Consider the following 18,650-nt stretch of genomic DNA (forward strand, 5'->3'; position numbering starts at 1 on the left):
CAGGCGAAGTCAACGGGCCGGGGGCGACGTCGTGGGGGTCGGACCGGGGCCCGGCTGCGGTTGCTCGGGCGTCGGCGTGGGCGGGCTCGTGCTCGGAGGGCAGAACGGCGCCGGGAGTATGCACGGCAGCTGCGGCATCTGGAACGGCGGCGTGGTGGTGGTGGTGGTGGTCGTGGTCACCGGGGGTGGCGGCGGTGGAGGCGGCGGCGTGGTCGTCGGGGTCGGCGTATAGGTGACGGTGGCCGGCGGCTGCTGCACGCGGCTGCGCGGCACCCACGTGTAGTTGGGATCGGGCACGAACCCCGGCGGCACAACTTGTTGGGCCGGGGGCTTGGGCGCCGGTGCCGGGCGGTAGGTGTCGTAGGTCCACCACACCAGGAAAAAGGCGATGATCAGCACGAGGGTCGACGTGCGCATCCGCCCGCCGAAGACGTAATTGGGCCAGCGATGTTCGGCATCCGTGTCGTCGCCGCGCTTCTCGAGGATGTTCAGGGTGAATTTCACCGCTTCTGCCCCGCACCTTGGACGTCATCGTCGGTTTGCCGTTCGGCGGCCGGGACGGACGCGTCGTCGACCAGCTCCACCCGCGCGTCCGCCGCCGTCACGATCCCGACGCGGGCCAGCGCGCGGATGACCAGGACACGCAGCTGCCGGCCGACCTCGAACTGCTTGCCGGGCAGGGTGCGGGCCACCATACGCAAGGTGACGGTGTCCACTTCGATGCTCTCCACGCCCATCACGGTGGGCGCGTCCAGCAGCAATGCCCCCAGCACGGGGTTGTCCATCGCGCGGTCGCATTCCTGGTGCAGGACCTCGTTGACCCGGTTCAGGTCGGCGCTGGTCGACACGGGGATGTCCACCACCGCGCGCGCCCAATCCTTGGACAGGTTGACCACCTTGACGATCTGCCCGTTCGGGATGGTCAGCACCTCGCCGTCCGGCGAGCGCAGCCGGGTCACCCGCAACGTCACGTTCTCGACGGTGCCGCTGGCTTCCGTGGCGGCAACGACGGTGAGGGTGACCAGATCCCCGAAGCCGTACTGCCGCTCCACCAGGATGAAAAAGCCGGACAGCAGGTCTCTCACCAACTGCTGGGCGCCGAAACCCAGGGCGGCGCCGACCACGGTGGCCGGGGCGACCAGACCCCCCACCGAGAACTGCAGCACGTCGGCGATCTGCAGCATGACCCAGATGCCGATGATGACGACCGATACCCAGGAGATCACCGAGGCCACGGCCTGGCGGTGCTTGGAGGCTTCCGAGCGCACCAGCGCGTCGCTTTCGGCGAAGCCGAGGTTGAGCTGCCGGGTCACCTGCTGTGCCACCCAGTTGACGAACCTCGCCGCCAGCACCGCCGCGATCAGCACCATGGCGATCCGCAGACCCCTGGTGATGATCCACTCACCGATCTCGCCCCGCCAGAAGTCGTGCCAATGGTGCGTCATCGAGGCCGCAAGAATGCTTGTGTTATTCGTCATCTTTTCGGTTGCGCCAACGGATTCCCGCTTCCAGGAATCCGTCGATGTCTCCATCCAGGACGGCCGCCGGATTGCCGACCTCGTATTCGGTCCGCAGGTCCTTGACCATCTGATAGGGGTGCAGCACGTAGGAGCGCATCTGGTTACCCCACGAACTGCCGCCTTCGCCTTTTAACGCGTCCAGCTCCGCGCGTTCTTCGGATCGCTTGCGCTCCAACAACTTTGCCTGAAGCACTCGCATCGCCGAGATCTTGTTCTGCAATTGCGATTTTTCGTTCTGGCAAGTGACGACGATACCCGTTGGGACGTGGGTTAAACGTACCGCGGAGTCGGTGGTGTTCACGGATTGGCCGCCCGGGCCGCTCGAGCGGTAAACGTCAACGCGCACATCGCCTTCCGGGATGTCGATGTGATCGGTGGTCTCCACCACAGGCAGCACCTCGACTTCGGCGAACGAGGTCTGACGCCGGCTCTGGTTGTCGAACGGGCTGATTCGCACCAGCCGATGGGTGCCCTGCTCCACCGACAGCGTGCCGTAGGCGAACGGGGCGTGCACGGCGAACGTCGCGCTCTTGATGCCGGCCTCTTCGGCGTAGGAGGTGTCGAACAGCTCGACGGGATACTTGTGCTGCTCGGCCCACCGGATATACATCCGCATCAGCATCTCGGCCCAGTCGGCGGCGTCCACCCCACCGGCGCCGGAACGGATCGTGACCAGCGCCTCGCGCTCGTCGTACTCGCCCGAGAGCAGGGTGCGCACCTCCGTGGCCTCGATCTCGGCCTGCAGCGCCTTCAGCTCGGCGTCCGCCTCGGCCAGCGCCTCTGCCGCGCCCTCGCCCTCCTCGGCCGCCAGCTCGTACAGCACCGGAAGGTCGTCCAGACGCCCCCGCAGCTCCTCGATCCGGCGCAACTCGCCCTGGGCGTGGGACAACTCGCTGGTCACCCGCTGGGCGCGGGTCTGGTCGTCCCATAACTGAGGATCGGACGCCTCGTGTTCGAGCTTCTCGATGCGGGCGCGCAGACCGTCCACATCGAGCACCCGCTCCACCGTGGTCAGGGTGGAGTCGAGGGCGGCGATGTCGGCTTGACGGTCGGGTTCCACAGCCGACAACGTTACCGGGGGCCGCCAGCCTGCTCGGCCACCGGCGAGTGCTGAGGTCACGACCAGCGGTCATGCGTTTAGAGTCGAGGCACGATCATGTGCGCCCCGCGTTGCGCGCCGGCCTATTTTGGAAGCCCCCGGCGCTGACGTGGCCCGAATAGAAGGTCGAGAATGCGCCCGTACCACGTTGCAATCGTCGGCTCCGGACCGTCGGGGTTCTTCGCCGCGTCCTCCTTGCTGAAGGCGGCCGACGCGTCGCAGGACATCGATGTCGCCGTTGACATGCTGGAGATGCTCCCCACCCCGTGGGGGCTGGTGCGCTCCGGCGTCGCGCCCGATCATCCGAAGATCAAGTCGATCAGCAAGCAATTCGAGAAGACGGCCCAAGATCCGCGGTTCCGTTTCTTCGGCAACGTCTCGGTCGGCGAGCACGTGCAAGCCAGTGAGCTCGCCGAGCGTTACGACGCCGTCATCTATGCCGTCGGGGCCCAGTCCGACCGCGCGCTGAACATCCCCGGCGAGGAGTTGCCGGGCAGCATCGCCGCCGTCGATTTCGTGGGCTGGTACAACGCGCACCCCAACTTCGAGGAGGCCACGCCCGACCTGTCGGGCGCGCGCGCCGTGGTCGTCGGCAACGGCAACGTCGCCCTCGACGTCGCGCGCATCCTGGTCACCGATCCCGACGTGCTGGGCCAGACCGACATCGCCGACCACGCGCTGGAGTCGTTGCGGCCGTGCGGGGTCGACGAAGTGGTGGTCATCGGCCGGCGCGGGCCACTGCAGACCGCGTTCACCACGCTCGAACTTCGCGAGCTGGGCGATCTGGAGAACGTCGACGTGATCGTCGACCCTGCGCAGCTCGAGGGCGTGAGCGACGAGGACGCCGCCGCGGCCGGCAAGACGGCCAAGCAGAACATCAACGTGCTGCGTGATTACGCGAAGCGCTCCCCGCGCCCGGGGCATCGCCGGATCGTGTTGCGCTTCATGACCTCGCCGATCGAGATCAAGGGCGAGGGCCGGGTTGAGCGGATTGTGCTCGGCCGCAACGAGCTCGTCACCGACGCCAACGGGCGGGTCTCCGCGAACGACACCGGCGAGCGCGAGGAGCTGCCGGTGCAGCTGGTGGTGCGCTCGGTCGGTTACCGCGGCGTGCCCACGCCGGGGCTGCCGTTCGACGAGAAGACCGCGACGATCCCCAATAGCGGGGGCCGGGTCGACGGGAGCCGCAACGAATACGTGGTCGGGTGGATCAAGCGCGGGCCGACCGGCGTCATCGGCACCAACAAGAAGGACTCCCAGGACACGGTGGACACGCTGCTCGCCGACCTGGCCAGCGTCGCCCCCCCCGATGGCGGCGGCCTGGCGGATTTCCCGCACGACCACGCCGACCAGCTGGCCGAATGGCTGGCCTCGCGCCAGCCCAAACTGGTCACCTCGGCGCATTGGGAGCTCATCGACGCCCACGAGCGGGCGGCCGGCGAGCCGCACGGGCGCCCCCGCGTCAAGCTGCCGAGCTTGGCCAAGTTGCTTCGGGTCAGCCACGGCTAGATTGGGATCGTGCGGAGCGACGAACCGGTGAGCGTGCTTACTGAAGACGAGAGCTGGAATCGGTTGGGCAGCGTCACGCTGGGCCGGCTGGTCACCAATTTCGCCGGTGAGCCCGAGATCTTTCCGGTCAACTTCGTGGCCCAAGACCGCACCGTGCTGTTCCGGACCGCCGAGGGCACCAAACTGTTCTCGGCCGTGGCGAACCACGCGGTGGTTTTCGAGGTGGACGATCACACCCTCGTCGAGGGCTGGAGCGTCATCGTCCGCGGTCGCGCTCGGCTGCTGAAAACCAACGCGGACATTGCCAGGGCCGACCGCGCGCAATTACTGCCGTGGACGGCCATGCCCAAGCCGCACTATGTGCGGATCACCCCGACCGAAGTCACCGGTCGTCATTTCCGGTTCGGGCCGGAGCCGGACCCGCACGCGAGCTTCGCCTGAACGGTTCAGCGGGCCACGAGGGCGTCGGGCTCGCGCGCGTCCACGCCCACCAGCCGGCGGTGTATCGCCCACGCGATCCTGGCGGCCTGCACCTTCGCCCGCTCGGCCGCCGGGCCGCGATACATCTCGTCCACCGTGTGACACCAAAGGTCGAGCCAGCGCCGGAAGTGGTCGGCCGACAGCAGTGTGCGGTCGTGGATGTCGCGGTGGACGTTCAGCGCGCTGCCCCGGCACCGGCCTGCGCGAAACAGCACCGTCTCCCAGAAGTCGCACATCGTGGGGATGTGCCCGTCCAGCCCGGCCGCGCGCAGCTGCGCGAACGGCTCGGATAGGACATCGTCGACGAGCGCGCGTTCGTAGAAGCGTCGCAGCAGCACCTCGATGTCGGTCCGGTCGGCCAGGTCCATGCGTCCACTATCCGCCGCGGGCGCCGGTGGGCGGCAGGGCCGAAAGTCCCTTGTGTACGGGGCTTTCGCCTCTCCCGCCTGCGGTGTCGACGCACGAAGCTGGAGGTCATGATCGCGGGTGCTCACCGTGAGGCCGGAGAGGCAATCATGTATCCCTATTTCCCCGACGCCGTGACCATCCGGACGGCGCTGACGCTGGCCGGGCGGGCGCCCTCGATCCACAACACGCAGCCATGGCGGTGGCGGGTGGGCGGCGCCGACCTCGAGTTCTACTGCGAGCCCAACCGGCAGCTGGAGAACACCGACCCGGACGGCCGCGACCTGATGATCAGCTGCGGCGCCGCGTTGCATCACTGCGTCGTGGCCCTGGCCGCGCTGGGCTGGAAGGCCAAGGTGCATCGCCTCCCCGACCCCGACGACGCCGGCTACCTGGCCGCCGTCGAGGTGATGCCGCACTCCCCCGACCAGGTCGACATCGCGCTGGCCGCGGCCATCCCGCGGCGACGCACCGACCGGCGGGCCTACAGCTGGTGGCCGGTGGCGCCGGGCGACATCGCCCTGATGGCGGCCCGGGCCGCCCGCAGCGGGGTCATGCTACGCCAGGTCGATGCGGTGGACCGGATGAAAGACATTGTGGCGCAGTCAGTCTGGGCCCACATCACCAATCACGACTACCTGGTGGAGCTCACCAGGTGGAGCGGGCGCTACGGTTCGGTGGCAGGGGTGCCGGCCAGGAATACCCCGCCGTCGGACCGCAGCGCCCCGATCCCGGGCCGGCTGTTCGCCGAACCGATGCTGGCCCCCTCCGGCGCGTCGCCCGCCGAGGACGGCGCCGCGATCCTGGCGCTGGGCACCGAAGGCGACGACCGGTTGTCGCGGCTGCGCGCCGGGGAGGCGACGAGCATGGTCGCCCTGACCGCGACGGCGCTGGGGCTGGCGTGCTGCCCGATCACCGAGCCGCTGGAAGTCCGCGAGACGCGCGAGGCCGTGCGCGCCGACGTGTTCGACGGCGGCGGCTACCCGCAGATGCTGCTACGGGTGGGCTGGCCCCCGATCAACGCCGATCCGCTGCCGTCGACGCCGCGCCGGGACGTATCCGAAATCGTCGAGTGGGCAGGGCTATTGGAGCAGCGGGGCTGACCAGCGCAGCACCGTCCCCCCGTGTCCGGCGCGCCGTCGATGTCGAACCGGCCGCCGGCCTGTTCGGCCCGTCGCCGCAGATTCGTCAGGCCGCTGCCGGTGTACTGATCCGGCATCCCGCGCCCGTTGTCGGCCACCTCGATCGTCAGGTCGTCGTCGACCGCGACCCGGACCGTCACGGTGGTGGCCTGCGCGTGACGGACGGCGTTGCTGACGGCTTCGCGGACCACCGCCTCCGCATGGTCGGCCAGCGCGGCGCCGACCACCGACAGCGGCCCGACGAACTGCACAGTGGTGCGCAGTCCGGAGCCGGCGAACTGGCCCACCGCCTCGTCGATGCGCTGGCGCAGCCGGGTGATGCCTTGCGACGCGCCGTGCAGATCGAAGATGGTGGTGCGGATTTCACCGATGACGCCCTGCAGGTCGTCGATAGCTTCGGAAAGACGTTGCCGCACTTCGGGTTCGGCCGCCCTGGCCACGGTGCCCTGCAGCGCCAGGCCGACGGCGAACAGGCGCTGGATCACGTGGTCGTGCAGGTCGCGGGCGATGCGGTCGCGGTCGGTGAGCACGTCGAGTTCGCGCATGCGGCGCTGCGAGGTGGCTAGCTGCCACGCCAGGGCGGCTTGATCGGCGAAGGCGGCCATCATCTCGAGCTGCTCGTCGCCGAAGGAGCCCGGGCTGCCGTGGCGGAGCACGACCACGACGCCGGCGACGGTGTCGGCGGCCCGCAGCGGCAGCAGCAGCGCGGGTCCCGCGTCGTCCACGCCGTCGAGTTCGAGGCGCTCGACGCGCCGCGGGACGCTCGTGGTGTACACCTCACCGAGCGGCGTGCCGGCCACCGGTATCGCGCTGCCGCCGACGGAAGCGACTGCGCTGCCGATGGTTTCGATGACCAGCAGCTCGGCCGCGGGCTCCTTCTCACCCGCCGGGATGGCCACCAGGGCCGCGTCAGCCGCGGTCAGCTTGAGCGCCTCCTCGGCGACCAGGCGGAACACCGTCGCGGGCTCGCTGCCCGACAGCAGCTCGGTGGCGATGTCACGCGTGGCCTCGATCCACGACTGGCGCTCCTTGGCCTGCTCGTAGAGCCGGGCGTTGGCGATCGCGATCCCCGCGGCCGCGGCCAGCGCCTGAACCAGCACCTCGTCGTCGACGCTGAACGGTTGGCCGTTGGTCTTCTCGGTCAGGTACAGCGTGCCAAAAGCGTTGTCGCGCAACCGAACCGGAACACCGAGAAACGTCCGCATGGGCGGATGGTTTTCGGGAAACCCGACCGAGGCCGGGTGCTGCGCGACGTCTTCCAGCCGCAGCGGCTTCGGCTCGTCGATGAGCAGTCCGATGACCCCCCGGCCTTCGGGCAGATGACCGATGCGCCGCACCGTTTCCTCGTCGACACCCTCGTAGACGAAGTGCACCACCCGGTTGTCGGCGCCGTGGACCTCCAGGGCGCCATAGCGGGCGTCGACGAGGCTGGTCGCCGACCGCACGATCGAGCGCAGGGTGGCGTTGAGCTCCAGCCCCGAGGTCACCACCAGCATCGCCTCGAGCAGGCCGTCGAGCCGGTCCCTGCCCTCGACGATCTGGGTCACCCGGTCCTGCACCTCGACCAGCAGTTCGCTCAGGCGCAGCTGGGACAGCGTGCGGCGCAACCGCATTCCCGCGTCGTCCTGATCGGCCGTGGTCACCTCACCGGTCCCCGTCCGGGCGTGTGCGCTTCAATTCCGTTGCGAACACCGCTGCCTGGGTGCGGCGCTCCATGCCAAGCTTGCTCAGCAACCTCGACACGTAGTTCTTCACCGTCTTCTCGGCCAGGAACATCCGGTCCGCGATCTGCTTGTTGGTCAGGCCCTCGCTGAGCAGCGCCAGCAGCTTGCGCTCCTGATCGGTGAGGCCCGACAGCGGGTCCTCGCGCTCGGCGCCGCCGCGCAGCTTCGCCATGAGCGCAGCCGCGGCCCGGTTGTCGAGCAGCGAGCGCCCCGCGCCCACCTCCTTGACGGCACGGGCCAACTCCATCCCCTTGATGTCCTTGACGACGTATCCACTGGCGCCGGCCAGTATCGCGTCCAGCATCGCCTCGTCGGAGGTGTACGACGTCAGGATCAGGCAGCGCAAATCGGGCATGCGCGACAACAGGTCTCGACACAGCTCGATACCGTTGCCGTCGGGCAACCGGACGTCGAGCACGGCGACGTCCGGATTGGCCGCCCCGATCCGGGCCAGCGCCTCGGCGACTGAGCCCGCCTCACCGACCACGTCGAGGTCGGGGTCCGCGCCCAGCAGGTCGATCAGGCCGCGCCGCACCACCTCGTGGTCGTCGACCAAGAAGACTCTGACCAAGGCGTCGCTCCCGGGATCGGTTCCTTATAGGTTGCCGCATCGTACGGTGAGAATCGAGCTCTTCGCGGTGTACGAGCCGCACAAGTTGTCGGCGAGGCACGCGTCGACGACGAACACGTGGCCGGGCTCGGCGTCGGTGGCCAGGTAACGCTCGACGCCCCCGCGGACGACGGCCGATTCGACGGGCACGTCCGGATACAGGCGCGTCCACCGGGCCAGTCGGCGGCTCAATTGCGCTCGCGCCGAACGGTTTTGGTACACGACGTCGTCCGGCGCCTCGGGAGTGCGCAAGCAGATTGCCCGCAGGGCGACCCCGCGCATCCTGGCCTGCTCGAACGCGTGACGCAGCACCGAACCATTGTCCACTTGGGCGACGACGGCGGTGACGGCGGGGCTTGCCGGCGCGCCGGGCGGCTGGTGGACGACCGCCACAGGGCACAGCGCCGATCCGGCCAGGCGCGCGGCCACCGCCCCCTGCCCGCGCAGCGCGTGGTTGCGGCCGAGCGATCCGACGCAGACCATCGCCGCCCATCGCGATTCGTCCAGCAGCTTGGTCAGTGGCCGCCCCCAAAGGATTTCGGTTTCCACCTTGACCGGCCGGCCGGTCGCCTCGACGGCCGCGCGCGCGTCGAACAGCGCGGCGCGCGCCGCGGCGTAGGCCACATCGGAATCGTGGGCGTTGCGCGCGTCGCGCGAATCGATGGCGTACACCAGGCGCAGCGGAATGTCCCGCTCGATCGCTTCGTCGATGGCCCACACCGCCGCGTGAGTCGCGGCCCTCGAGCCGTCTACGCCGACGACGATCGTCGGGGCTGCCTTCATGTCGCTCATCGCGGCCTCCCTCATCGAGCCGGGGGGACGAATCCCCTGATGAACCCACGTTATTGGCGCGCGAGGGCGCCTCCCAGAGGCATTGGTCCCCGATTGGGTGCCAGAAGTCCCTTTCAATCGGGTGGGGCCGAAACTAGGGTTTGACATGCGTGACCCGGACCAGCCCCGCCGTCCACCAGGGAGTTCACCGAATGGCCACTGAAGAGTCCGCTGCCCAGACGTCGTCCGCACAGCCCCTGGTCGGCAAAGGCTGGGTCCAGGGTGTCGCCCTCGTCATGATCTTCGGCTTCCTGGTGATGGGCATTCTGGCCTACCGCACCTATTCGGCGTCGATGCCGATGCCGGACAAGGTCGTCAGCGAATCCGGTCAGCTGCTGTTCACCGGCGAGGACATCACCCGCGGGCAGGAGCTCTACCAGGCGCGCGGACTGATGGAATACGGCTCGGTGCTCGGCCACGGCGCCTACCTGGGACCCGACTACACCGCCGAATACCTGCGCGCGGCAACGCAGGACGTCGCCGATCAACTGCGGGCGCAGGGTGTCAGCGAGCCGCGCGACCGGGTGGTCACCGAATTCCGCACCAACCGCTACAACCCGGTGACCAAGACGTTGGTGTTCACCGATCGGCAGGCCGCGGCGTTCGACCACATCCAGAACCGGTACGCGGCCTACTTCGGGGAGAATTCGACGAAATACGGTCTGCTGCCCCACATGATCACCGACAGGGCGCAAATCCGTGAACTGACCGGGTTCTTCGCCTGGACGGCATGGGCGGCGGCGGCCGAACGCCCCGGGCACCGGTACACCTACACCAACAACTGGCCCGCCGAGCCACGAGTCGACAACGGCCCCACCGCTCCGGTGATCGTCTGGTCGGCGCTGTCGCTGATCGCCCTGCTGGGCGGCATCGGCATCATGTTCGCGGTCTACGGCCGCTGGAGCCAGAAGGTCGGCTGGCACAGCGCCGAGTCGTCCACCCTGTCCTTCCGCCAACCCGGCGAGGTGAGCCTGACGCCCGCGCAACGCGCCTGCATCTGGTTCTTCGCCATCGTCTCGGTGCTGTTCCTGGCGCAGACACTGCTGGGCGCGGCCGCCGAGCACTACCGCGCCGACCTGTCGAACTTCTTCGGCTTGGACCTGGCCCGCGTGCTGCCGTACAACCTCGCCCGCACCTGGCACCTGCAGCTCTCGCTGTTCTGGACGGCGGCGGCCTTTTTGGCCGGTGGCATCTTCTTGGTGCCATTCATCGCGCGTCGCGAACCCAGGCGTCAGGCGTTGCTCGCGTACGCGCTGCTCGGGGCGGTCGCCGTGGTGGTCTTCGGCTCGCTGATCTGTGAAGCGCTGTCCATCTACGGCGTGATCCCCGCGGGCGGGCTGTTCTCCCAGCAGTGGGAGTACCTCGACCTGCCGCGGCTGTGGCAGGTCCTGCTGATCGTCGGCATGTTCTTGTGGATCGCCATCATCTGGCGCGGCATCCGCGGCAGGCTCAAGACCGAGTCGAAGATGAACATGCCCTGGCTGTTCTTCTTCTCCGGGCTGGCCATCCCGGCCTTCTACGCCGTCGGGCTGTTGGCCGGCAGCGACACCCACTACACCGTCGCCGACTTCTGGAGATTCTGGGTCGTGCACCTATGGGTGGAGGACTTCCTCGAGCTGTTCACCACCGTGATGGTGGCCTACATGTTCGTTCTGCTCGGCGTGGTGCGCGAGCGGATCGCCCTGGGCGTGATCTTCCTCGACGTCATCCTGTACTCGGCCGGCGGCGTCATCGGCACCATGCACCACCTGTACTTCTCCGGCACACCGGTGGAGCACATGGCGCTGGGAGCATTCTTCTCCGCCGCCGAAGTCATTCCGCTGACCTTCCTGACCGTCGAGGCCTGGGCGTTCCTCCAACTCGGGGCGCGCCAGCAGTCCGGCGACGCCAACCCGTTCCCGCATCGCTGGGCGGTGATGTTCCTGGTCGCGGTCGGATTCTGGAACTTCTTGGGGGCGGGAATCTTCGGGTTCCTGATCAACCTGCCCATCGTGTCCTACTACCAGATCGGCACCGCCCTGACGGCCAACCACGGGCACGCGGCGATGATGGGTGTTTACGGCATGCTCGCCGTCGGCCTGGCCATGTTCGCCTTCCGGTACGTGATCCCGGCCGACAAGTGGCCGGAGAAGCTGGCGCGAATCTCGTTCTGGTGCATGAACATCGGACTGGCGTGGATGGTGTTCGCCACCCTGCTGCCGCTGGGCGTGCTGCAGCTCTACCATTCGGTCAACGACGGCTATTTCGAGGCGAGGTCGCTGGGCTACATCACCAAGCCGGGCAACGCGGTACTCGAATGGCTGCGGCTACCCGGTGACGTCATCCTGATCGTCGGCGGCGTACTGCCGTTCGTCTGGATCGCCTGGATCGCGCTGCGCAATTTCCGGTCGGGCACGACGGCGCAGGAGCTGCCCGAGAGTCCGCTGTACACCCAGGCCGCGGTCGAGCCGGGGGCCGGCGCCGCGGTGCCGGCGAAGGATTGACGGTGACCGCGCCGGCGACCTCGGTGTGGTTGATCGCGGGGTACTCCCTGGCCCTGTTGGCCGTGGGGTGGAGTTTCGACGTCATGGCCCGACGGGCGTCGGCGCACGCGGCGCGCTGGCGCACAGGCCAATTCTCCTACCGGCCCGACCATGACGCCTGGATATGTCCGCAGGACCACTGGCTGTGGCCGACGTCGTTCGATCCCAAGCATCGGGTCATGCGGTACCGCGCGCTGCCGGTGGTCTGCAACAGCTGCCCCGTCAAATCCGACTGCACCACATCCGAGCACGGACGCGAGATCAGCCGCGAGATCGACCCGTGGCCGCATTCGGACGCCGGCCGGTTTCACCGCGGAATCGCTTGCTGCGTGGCGGCATTGGGCATCGTGTTACCGCTGGCCACCTTGATCGCCAACCACTCGGCAGCGGACGCGCTGGTCCTGATGGCGACCGTGCTGCTGGTCGCGCTGCTCGGAGCGCCGCTCGTCCGCCACCTGTGGAACACTCCGTCGAACGCGCCCGAACACCTGCCGCACCGCACCGCGATCGAGGATCAGGTGGCCGCGGCGATCGACCGCTACTCCACGCGCTGGGGCGGCTGGAAGCCCAAGGAGGACAACACGACATGACCACACTGGTGATCGGTCTCATCGCCGCCGGATTCGTTGTGCTTGTGGTACTGGCGACGTGGTCGCTGGTGGTGCTGCGCGAGTACGAACGCGGGGTGGTGTTCCGGATGGGACATGTACGTCCGCTGTACGCCCCGGGGCTGCGGCTCCTCATTCCGCTTCTGGACAAGATGATTCGCGTCGACCAGCGCCTGGTCACGCTGACCATTCCGCCGCAGGAGGTGATCACCCGCGACAACGTGCCGGCCCGCGTCAACGCCGTCGTGATGTTCCAGGTGACCGATCCGCTGAAAGCGATTCTGGCGGTGGAGAATTACGCGGTCGCGACCTCGCAGATCGCCCAGACCACCCTGCGTTCGCTGCTGGGCCGGGCGGACCTGGACACGCTGCTCGCCCACCGCGAGGACCTCAACAGCGACCTGCGCACGATCATCGAGAAGCAGACCGAACCCTGGGGCATCCAGGTCCGTGTCGTGGAGATCAAAGACGTCGAGATCCCCGAGTCGATGCAGCGAGCGATGGCGCGTGAGGCCGAGGCCGAACGCGAGCGCCGCGCCAAGGTCATCAACGCCCGCGGCGAGTTGCAGGCCTCGGAGGAGCTGCGCGAGGCCGCCGAGACCCTGTCGAAGAGCCCGGCCTCACTGCAGTTGCGTTACCTGCAGACGCTGCTGGAGCTGGGGGCCGATCAGAACTCGACCGTCGTCTTCCCGTTGCCGGTCGACATCATCACGCCGTTCCTCCGAAATCCCGAGATGCTGCGGGGTGTGGTCGACAGCTTCAACCACCGCGGTTGACGGCGGGCCGACGCCGGGGTTAGCCCAAATATCAAGCGCGTCAATTACTTTCAATATTCGACACGCGTAGATCTAGAGGGCGATTCGGTGAACAGAAGATGAACGATGGGCAAACGTAGTCTTAATTCTGCCTGGTCGGCGCCGTGAAATACACAAAACCCCGCACACGTCGGCCGCACCTGCGACCTTTGAAGGGCCCAAAAACCGAAGGTCTCCCGCGATGCCCTGTGCGCACGGTCCGCCAACTCGATAAGTACCGCGCTGCCCGCTAGGCAGGCGCGGAGCGATCGCGCCCGGCCGTCCCGTCCCCCGACGCGGGGATGAGCTTTGCCGGCTTGTCACGCCGGCCTGGGAACGGCCCCACCAACTTTGATCAACGCCGTTGCGGCAAGCGCCGGCGCCAGTGGCGTCTGTCCACAGACCGCACTTTGAGGGGATGTATCCACATGGATTGGGCTTTTCTTCCACCAGAAATCAACTCCGCCCGGATGTATACGGGCCCCGGCATGGGCTCGCTGTTGGCCGCGGCGGGAAGCTGGGACGCGCTGTCGGCCGAGCTGAGTTCGGCCGCCGAGGGCTACGAATCGGCGCTCTCGGGCCTGGACCTGCAATGGCGCGGTCCCGCAGCGCAGGCGATGGCGTTCGCCGCCATCCGCTACGCCGAGTGGCTGCAGGTGACCGCCGAGCAGACCAGGCAGACGGCCATGCAGGCCCGGACGGCCGCGGCGGCCTATGAGCAGGCGTATGCGATGACGGTGCCCCCGCCCGTGATCACCGCCAACCGCACGCTGCTGGCGGCGCTGGTGGCGTCGAACATCGTCGGCCAGAACACCGCGGCCATCGCGGACACCGAGGCGCAGTACGCCGATTATTGGGCCCAGGATGCCGCCGCCATGTCCGGCTACTCGGTGTCCTCGGCGGCCGCGACCCAGTTGCCGCGGTTTGCGCCCGCGACCAACTCCACCAACGAGTCCGGGGTGAGCGCCCAGAAGGCCGCCGTGACCGCGGCCAACAGCAACGCCGCCGCCAACAAGGCCGTCACGCAGACGTTTTCGGCGCTGGACGACACCACCGGAACGACGGTGAACAACTACTACTACTTGGACGCATCGACCACCAACGCGGCCAACGCCAATGCCAACGCCTTCCGGGTCCTGGATGCCATTCAAGGAACGGGCCTCGGCTTCAGCGCCCCGTACAACATGGAGCAGTTCGTGTCCGGAATCATCGGGGCCGAGAACAATCTGGGCATCCTCGCCAAGCCCGTGGCCGCCGCCCCCGCGCTTGCAGCGCCCGCACTCCGCGGTGCCACAGCGGGACTCGGTGGGGGCCTCGGCGGGGGGCTGGGCAACGTCACGGCAACGCTCTCGCGGGCCGGCTCGATCGGGCCGATGTCGGTGCCCGCGAGTTGGGCCGCACCGACGAGCACCCACATCTCGCCGTTGACACCGGCGGGCTTCACCACGCTGCCGGGGACCGAGGAGCCGATGGCGTCCGGTTACCCCGGTTACCCCGGCATGCCGGGCGGGGGCGCCTCGCGAACCGCCGGCGCGGGCGTCCCGCCCCGCTACGGCGTGCGGCTCACGGTGATGCCACGCCCGCCTGCCGCCGGGTGACGCACCGCCGGCAGGGCCGCTGTACGCAGCTGATAGCGCTGTAAGACAATGGATTTCGGGTTTCTACCTCCAGAGGTGAACTCTGGCCGGATGTACGCGGGTCCCGGGTCGGGCTCGTTGTTGGCCGCTGCGGGAAGCTGGGACTCGGTGTCCGCCGAGTTGAGCATCACGGCCGCCGTGTACGAATCGGTGCTGTCCGGCCTGACCAACCTGTACTGGCACGGGCCGGCATCCCAGGCGATGGCGGCCAGCGCCGCCCCCTATGTTGGATGGCTGTACGCGACGGCCGAGCGGGCACAGCAGACGGCCATGCAGGCCCGGACGGCGGCGGCGGCCTACGAGCTGGCGCGCGCCATGACCGTGCCCCCACCCGTGGTCGCGGCCAACCGCACGCAGTTGGCGACGCTGGTGGCAACGAACTTCTTCGGGCAGAACACCGCCGCGATCGCGGCAAACGAGGCCCAGTACGCCGATTTCTGGGCCCAGGACGCTTCCGCGATGTACAGCTATTCCGCCAGTTCTACTGCGGCGGTGCAGTTTTCGCCCTTCTCCGCCCCGCGCCAAGCCACCGATCCGGATGGGGTGAGCGCCCAAAGCGCCGCCGTCGCCCAAGCCGACGCCAGCACCACCGGTTCAAACGCGGGCGCGCAGGCCGCGCCCGGGGCCTCGGAAATCCCGCTCGACTTTCGCGTCCTTGACACCATCCTGGGCACCCAGGTCGCCTTCCGATCACTGTTCACGGCGGAGGGATTCAACGCCGGAATCATCCAGGCCGACAAGAACTTGGGCATTTTGCCGAATCTCGCCGCGGTTCCGGCCGCGCTCCCCAAGGTTCCCGCGCTCAGCGGCGCCGCGTCCGGTCTGGGGAACGTCAATGCGGCGCTGGCCCGCGCCGGCCGGATCGGCCCGATGTCGGTGCCCGCGGGTTGGGCCGCCGCGGCGGGTGACCCCGTCCCGGCGTTGCAAGGCGGCGGGTGGTCCGGGCTGCCGGCGACCGAGGAGCTCGCCCGCACCGGGCCCGCCGCGGGCGTCCCTGGCATACCCGGAGGGACGGTTCGGCGGGCACCGCTTGTGGTGCCCCGCTACGGCGTTCGCATCACGGTCATGACGCGCCCGCCCGCCGCCGGCTGACGCACCGCTAGGCCTGCGGCTCCTGCGGTGCGGGGGGAGTCGGCGGGGCGATTCTCCAGTTGTCCGGATTCTTGGGCGAATACAGCACCGGGAAGAGTTGACCGATGGTCGGCCACTGATCCACGTCGACGGCCATGCGCTGATACACCGCGTGTTCGTTGACGGAGGGGCCGTTGATCACTCCGGCGATGGTGACGAATTGCTCGCCGGTGGCATCGGGACGCGGGCTGACTCCGGTCACCAGCAGCGTGCCACTCAGCAGCTCACCGCGGGGACCGCGCGGGACGAACCGCTGGACCAGGAATACCGCCAGCACCGCGATCAGGAGGATCAGCAGTCCGAATTCCCACACCCCGCCATCGTAGGGCCGTGATAAGACTGCGTCATGAGTGGCACCGAGGATCTGGCGCTGGCACTGACGCTTGCCGACCGCGCAGACTCGTTGACGTCCTCCCGATTCGGTGCGCTGGACCTGCGCGTTGACACCAAACCGGATCTGACGCCGGTGACCGATGCCGACCGCGCGGTCGAAACCGAGCTGCGGGAGGCGCTCGCGCGCGAACGGCCGAAGGACAGCATCGTCGGCGAAGAATTCGGCGGAGACACCGCCTTCACCGGGCGGCAGTGGATCATCGACCCGATCGACGGGACCAAGAACTTCGTCCGCGGGGTGCCGGTCTGGGCCAGCTTGATCGCGTTGCTGCACGACGGCGTCCCCGTCGTCGGCGTGGTGAGCGCCCCGGCGTTGCAGCGCCGGTGGTGGGCCGCGGACGGCCACGGCGCGTTCGTCGCCCTCAACGGCACACCACCCCGCCGGATATCGGTTTCCTCAGTGGCGCAACTGAATTCGGCCAGTCTGTCGTTCTCCAGTCTTTCCGGGTGGGCGCAGCTGGGCGTGCGGGACCGCTTCATCGCGCTGACCGATGCCGTGTGGCGGGTGCGCGCGTTCGGCGACTTCCTGTCCTATTGCCTGGTGGCCGAGGGGGCCGTCGACATCGCCGCCGAGCCGGAAGTGTCGGTATGGGATCTGGCCGCGCTGGACATCCTGGTGCGCGAAGCGGGCGGGACGCTGACGGCGCTCGACGGCACCGCGGGACCGCATCATGGCAGCGCCGTGGCCACCAACGGCCTGCTGCAGGGGCAGGTGCTCGGCAGCCTCACTGTGAATTAGTTAACAAGTGTTCTCTGTGATCTTACTCCGGAGTAAGATCGGCTGTATCCGCTTGCCCATCAACCTGAGGCCGCTGACCCATGACCGATACCGGTTCACCAAAAACAACCGCCCGCTCGCGCGTCAAACGGCGCGACCATAAGTCCGCGGTCGGGCTGCAACCGCACAAACGCACCGGCGTCGACATCGCCATCGCGCTCATCACCCCGCTCGTCGGCCAGGAGTTCCTGGACAAATACCAGCTGCGCGACCCGCTCAACCGCGCCCTGCGCTACGGCACCAAGACGATTTTCTCTACGGCCGCCACGACTTCTCGGCAGTTCAAGCGGGTCCAGAATCTGCGCACCGGGCCGACCCGGCTCAAGTCCAGCGGCAAGGACTATTTCGACCTGACGCCCGACGACGAGCAGAAGATGATCGTCGAGACCCTCGACGAATTCGCCGAAGAAGTGCTGCGCCCCGCGGCGCACGACGCCGACGAGGCGGCCACCTACCCGCAAGACCTGATCGCCAAGGCCGCCGAGCTGGGCATCACGGCGATCAACATTCCCGAGGATTTCGACGGCATCGCCGCGCACCGCTCCAGCGTGACCAACGTGCTGGTCGCCGAGGCGCTCGCCTACGGCGACATGGGCTTGGCGTTGCCGCTGCTCGCGCCGGGCGGCGTCGCCTCCGCGCTGACCCATTGGGGGAGCGCCGATCAGCAGGCGACCTACCTACCGGAATTCGCCGGCGAGAACGTGCCGCAGGCCTGCGTGGCCATCGCCGAGCCGCAACCGCTCTTCGACCCCACCCGGCTCAAGACGACCGCGGTGCGCACCCCGAGTGGCTACCGCCTCGACGGCGTGAAGTCATTGGTACCGGCCGCGGCCGACGCCGAGCTTTTCATCGTCGGCGCCCAGCTCGACGGCAAGCCGGCCTTGTTCATCGTCGAGTCGTCGGCGAAAGGGCTCACCGTGAAAGCCGATCCCAGCATGGGGCTGCGCGCGGCGGCCCTGGGCCACGTCGAGCTCTCCGGGGTGTCGGTGCCGCTGGGCGCGCGCCTCGGCGAGGACGACGCCTCGGATCAGGATTACTCCGAGGCCATCGCGCTGTCCCGGCTGGGCTGGGCGGCGCTGACGGTCGGCACGTCGCACGCGGTGCTCGACTACGTCGTCCCTTACGTGAAGGAACGCGAGGCCTTCGGTGAGCCGATCGCCCACCGCCAGGCAGTCGCCTTCATGTGCGCCAACATCGCCATCGAATTGGACGGGCTGCGGCTGATCACCTGGCGCGGCGCGGCGCGTGCCGAGCAGGGCCTGCCCTTCATCCGCGAAGCGGCGCTGGCCAAGCGGCTCGGCGCCGACAAGGGCATGCAGATCGGACTGGACGGCGTTCAGCTGCTCGGCGGCCACGGCTACACCAAGGAGCACCCGGTCGAGCGGTGGTACCGCGACCTGCGGGCCATCGGCGTCGCCGAGGGTGTCGTCGTCATCTAGCAGTCATCTAAGTCGTTAACTCATTCGA

Annotated in this window: 17 protein-coding genes and 1 pseudogene; 10 read left to right on the plus strand and 8 right to left on the minus strand. The window is 68.4% G+C overall.

Annotated elements, in window-relative coordinates; all coding sequences use genetic code 11:
* Positions 1–9: 9 nt before the first annotated feature.
* The 3 genes from W7U_RS15015 to prfB are packed head-to-tail and all read right to left on the minus strand — an operon-like array spanning position 10 to position 2,580.
* Positions 10–504: a hypothetical protein gene (locus W7U_RS15015; RefSeq protein ID WP_008259367.1), complete on the minus strand. Its 495-nt coding sequence runs from the start codon at positions 502–504 to the stop codon at positions 10–12.
* A complete protein-coding gene (locus W7U_RS15020) occupies positions 501–1,478 on the minus strand; it encodes a mechanosensitive ion channel family protein (protein ID WP_051070691.1) in 978 nt (325 codons plus the stop codon). Before W7U_RS15020 ends, W7U_RS15015 begins: the two co-directional genes overlap by 4 nt.
* A complete protein-coding gene (gene prfB / locus W7U_RS15025; RefSeq protein ID WP_008259372.1) occupies positions 1,468–2,580 on the minus strand; it encodes a peptide chain release factor 2 in 1,113 nt (370 codons plus the stop codon). Before prfB ends, W7U_RS15020 begins: the two co-directional genes overlap by 11 nt.
* Positions 2,581–2,751: 171 nt before the next feature.
* Here prfB and W7U_RS15030 point away from each other — a divergent pair, with 171 nt between their 5' ends.
* Both W7U_RS15030 and W7U_RS15035 read left to right on the plus strand, forming a co-directional pair.
* Entirely contained in the window at positions 2,752–4,128 is a 1,377-nt protein-coding gene (locus W7U_RS15030; protein WP_008259373.1) for an FAD-dependent oxidoreductase, read from the plus strand.
* A 9-nt stretch (positions 4,129–4,137) separates the two neighbouring features.
* Positions 4,138–4,569: a pyridoxamine 5'-phosphate oxidase family protein gene (locus tag W7U_RS15035; RefSeq protein WP_036429418.1), complete on the plus strand. Its 432-nt coding sequence runs from the start codon at positions 4,138–4,140 to the stop codon at positions 4,567–4,569.
* Positions 4,570–4,574: 5 nt separating this feature from the next.
* On the opposite strand, the gene W7U_RS15040 is transcribed toward W7U_RS15035, so the two are convergent.
* Positions 4,575–4,976: a group III truncated hemoglobin gene (locus W7U_RS15040; protein ID WP_008259375.1), complete on the minus strand. Its 402-nt coding sequence runs from the start codon at positions 4,974–4,976 to the stop codon at positions 4,575–4,577.
* Positions 4,977–5,123: 147 nt separating this feature from the next.
* On the opposite strand from W7U_RS15040, the gene W7U_RS15045 reads away from it, so the two are divergent.
* Positions 5,124–6,116 (plus strand): NAD(P)H nitroreductase, encoded by a 993-nt coding sequence (locus W7U_RS15045; RefSeq protein WP_014712152.1) that lies wholly within the window; start codon positions 5,124–5,126, stop codon positions 6,114–6,116.
* On the opposite strand, the pseudogene W7U_RS15050 reads toward W7U_RS15045, so the two are convergent.
* From W7U_RS15050 to W7U_RS15060, 3 genes and pseudogenes are all read right to left on the minus strand, one after another.
* Positions 6,096–7,768 (minus strand): annotated as a pseudogene (locus W7U_RS15050) (GAF domain-containing sensor histidine kinase). The gene W7U_RS15045 and the pseudogene W7U_RS15050 sit on opposite strands and share 21 nt — an antisense overlap.
* A 31-nt stretch (positions 7,769–7,799) precedes the next feature.
* Positions 7,800–8,450 (minus strand): response regulator transcription factor, encoded by a 651-nt coding sequence (locus tag W7U_RS15055; RefSeq protein ID WP_008259378.1) that lies wholly within the window; start codon positions 8,448–8,450, stop codon positions 7,800–7,802.
* Between the two features lie 24 nt (positions 8,451–8,474).
* Positions 8,475–9,281 (minus strand): universal stress protein, encoded by an 807-nt coding sequence (locus tag W7U_RS15060; protein ID WP_008259379.1) that lies wholly within the window; start codon positions 9,279–9,281, stop codon positions 8,475–8,477.
* A 191-nt stretch (positions 9,282–9,472) separates the two neighbouring features.
* Here W7U_RS15060 and W7U_RS15065 point away from each other — a divergent pair, with 191 nt between their 5' ends.
* The 5 genes from W7U_RS15065 (at position 9,473) to W7U_RS15085 (ending at position 15,973) form a co-directional block, all read left to right on the plus strand.
* Positions 9,473–11,803, plus strand: coding sequence for a cbb3-type cytochrome c oxidase subunit I (locus tag W7U_RS15065; protein ID WP_008259380.1), 2,331 nt, complete (start codon positions 9,473–9,475; stop codon positions 11,801–11,803).
* A 2-nt stretch (positions 11,804–11,805) separates the two neighbouring features.
* A complete protein-coding gene (locus tag W7U_RS15070) occupies positions 11,806–12,432 on the plus strand; it encodes a hypothetical protein (protein ID WP_008259381.1) in 627 nt (208 codons plus the stop codon).
* Positions 12,429–13,226 carry a slipin family protein gene (locus W7U_RS15075; RefSeq protein ID WP_008259382.1) on the plus strand — a complete coding sequence of 266 codons (798 nt, stop codon included), beginning with the start codon at positions 12,429–12,431 and terminating at the stop codon, positions 13,224–13,226. The genes W7U_RS15070 and W7U_RS15075 overlap by 4 nt, the downstream gene beginning before the upstream one ends.
* A 446-nt stretch (positions 13,227–13,672) precedes the next feature.
* Positions 13,673–14,842, plus strand: coding sequence for a PPE family protein (locus tag W7U_RS15080; RefSeq protein ID WP_020823310.1), 1,170 nt, complete (start codon positions 13,673–13,675; stop codon positions 14,840–14,842).
* A 48-nt stretch (positions 14,843–14,890) separates the two neighbouring features.
* Positions 14,891–15,973: a PPE family protein gene (locus W7U_RS15085; RefSeq protein ID WP_020823311.1), complete on the plus strand. Its 1,083-nt coding sequence runs from the start codon at positions 14,891–14,893 to the stop codon at positions 15,971–15,973.
* Positions 15,974–15,980: 7 nt separating this feature from the next.
* On the opposite strand, the gene W7U_RS15090 is transcribed toward W7U_RS15085, so the two are convergent.
* Entirely contained in the window at positions 15,981–16,325 is a 345-nt protein-coding gene (locus W7U_RS15090; RefSeq protein ID WP_008259393.1) for a hypothetical protein, read from the minus strand.
* Between the two features lie 33 nt (positions 16,326–16,358).
* Here W7U_RS15090 and hisN point away from each other — a divergent pair, with 33 nt between their 5' ends.
* Both hisN and W7U_RS15100 read left to right on the plus strand, forming a co-directional pair.
* Positions 16,359–17,144 (plus strand): histidinol-phosphatase, encoded by a 786-nt coding sequence (gene hisN, locus W7U_RS15095; RefSeq protein ID WP_008259395.1) that lies wholly within the window; start codon positions 16,359–16,361, stop codon positions 17,142–17,144.
* An 80-nt stretch (positions 17,145–17,224) separates the two neighbouring features.
* Positions 17,225–18,622, plus strand: a complete 1,398-nt coding sequence (locus tag W7U_RS15100) for an acyl-CoA dehydrogenase family protein (RefSeq protein ID WP_008259397.1) — start codon at positions 17,225–17,227, stop codon at positions 18,620–18,622.
* The last annotated feature ends 28 nt before the right edge of the window (positions 18,623–18,650 follow it).

It is taken from the genome of Mycobacterium sp. H4Y (assembly GCF_000364405.1).
Classification (GTDB): Bacteria; Actinomycetota; Actinomycetes; order Mycobacteriales; family Mycobacteriaceae; genus Mycobacterium; species Mycobacterium intracellulare.

Excerpts from the sequence above, each read along its gene's own strand:
- W7U_RS15075 (WP_008259382.1), top strand. The coding sequence starts at position 12,429 with ATGACCACACTGGTGATCGGTCTCATCGCCGCCGGATTCGTTGTGCTT.
- W7U_RS15065 (WP_008259380.1), top strand. The coding sequence starts at position 9,473 with ATGGCCACTGAAGAGTCCGCTGCCCAGACGTCGTCCGCACAGCCCCTG.
- hisN (WP_008259395.1), top strand. The coding sequence starts at position 16,359 with ATGAGTGGCACCGAGGATCTGGCGCTGGCACTGACGCTTGCCGACCGC.
- W7U_RS15085 (WP_020823311.1), top strand. The coding sequence starts at position 14,891 with ATGGATTTCGGGTTTCTACCTCCAGAGGTGAACTCTGGCCGGATGTAC.
- W7U_RS15100 (WP_008259397.1), top strand. The coding sequence starts at position 17,225 with ATGACCGATACCGGTTCACCAAAAACAACCGCCCGCTCGCGCGTCAAA.
- W7U_RS15080 (WP_020823310.1), top strand. The coding sequence starts at position 13,673 with ATGGATTGGGCTTTTCTTCCACCAGAAATCAACTCCGCCCGGATGTAT.
- W7U_RS15030 (WP_008259373.1), top strand. The coding sequence starts at position 2,752 with ATGCGCCCGTACCACGTTGCAATCGTCGGCTCCGGACCGTCGGGGTTC.
- W7U_RS15040 (WP_008259375.1), bottom strand. The coding sequence starts at position 4,976 with ATGGACCTGGCCGACCGGACCGACATCGAGGTGCTGCTGCGACGCTTC.
- W7U_RS15060 (WP_008259379.1), bottom strand. The coding sequence starts at position 9,281 with ATGAGCGACATGAAGGCAGCCCCGACGATCGTCGTCGGCGTAGACGGC.
- W7U_RS15045 (WP_014712152.1), top strand. The coding sequence starts at position 5,124 with ATGTATCCCTATTTCCCCGACGCCGTGACCATCCGGACGGCGCTGACG.
- W7U_RS15020 (WP_051070691.1), bottom strand. The coding sequence starts at position 1,478 with ATGACGAATAACACAAGCATTCTTGCGGCCTCGATGACGCACCATTGG.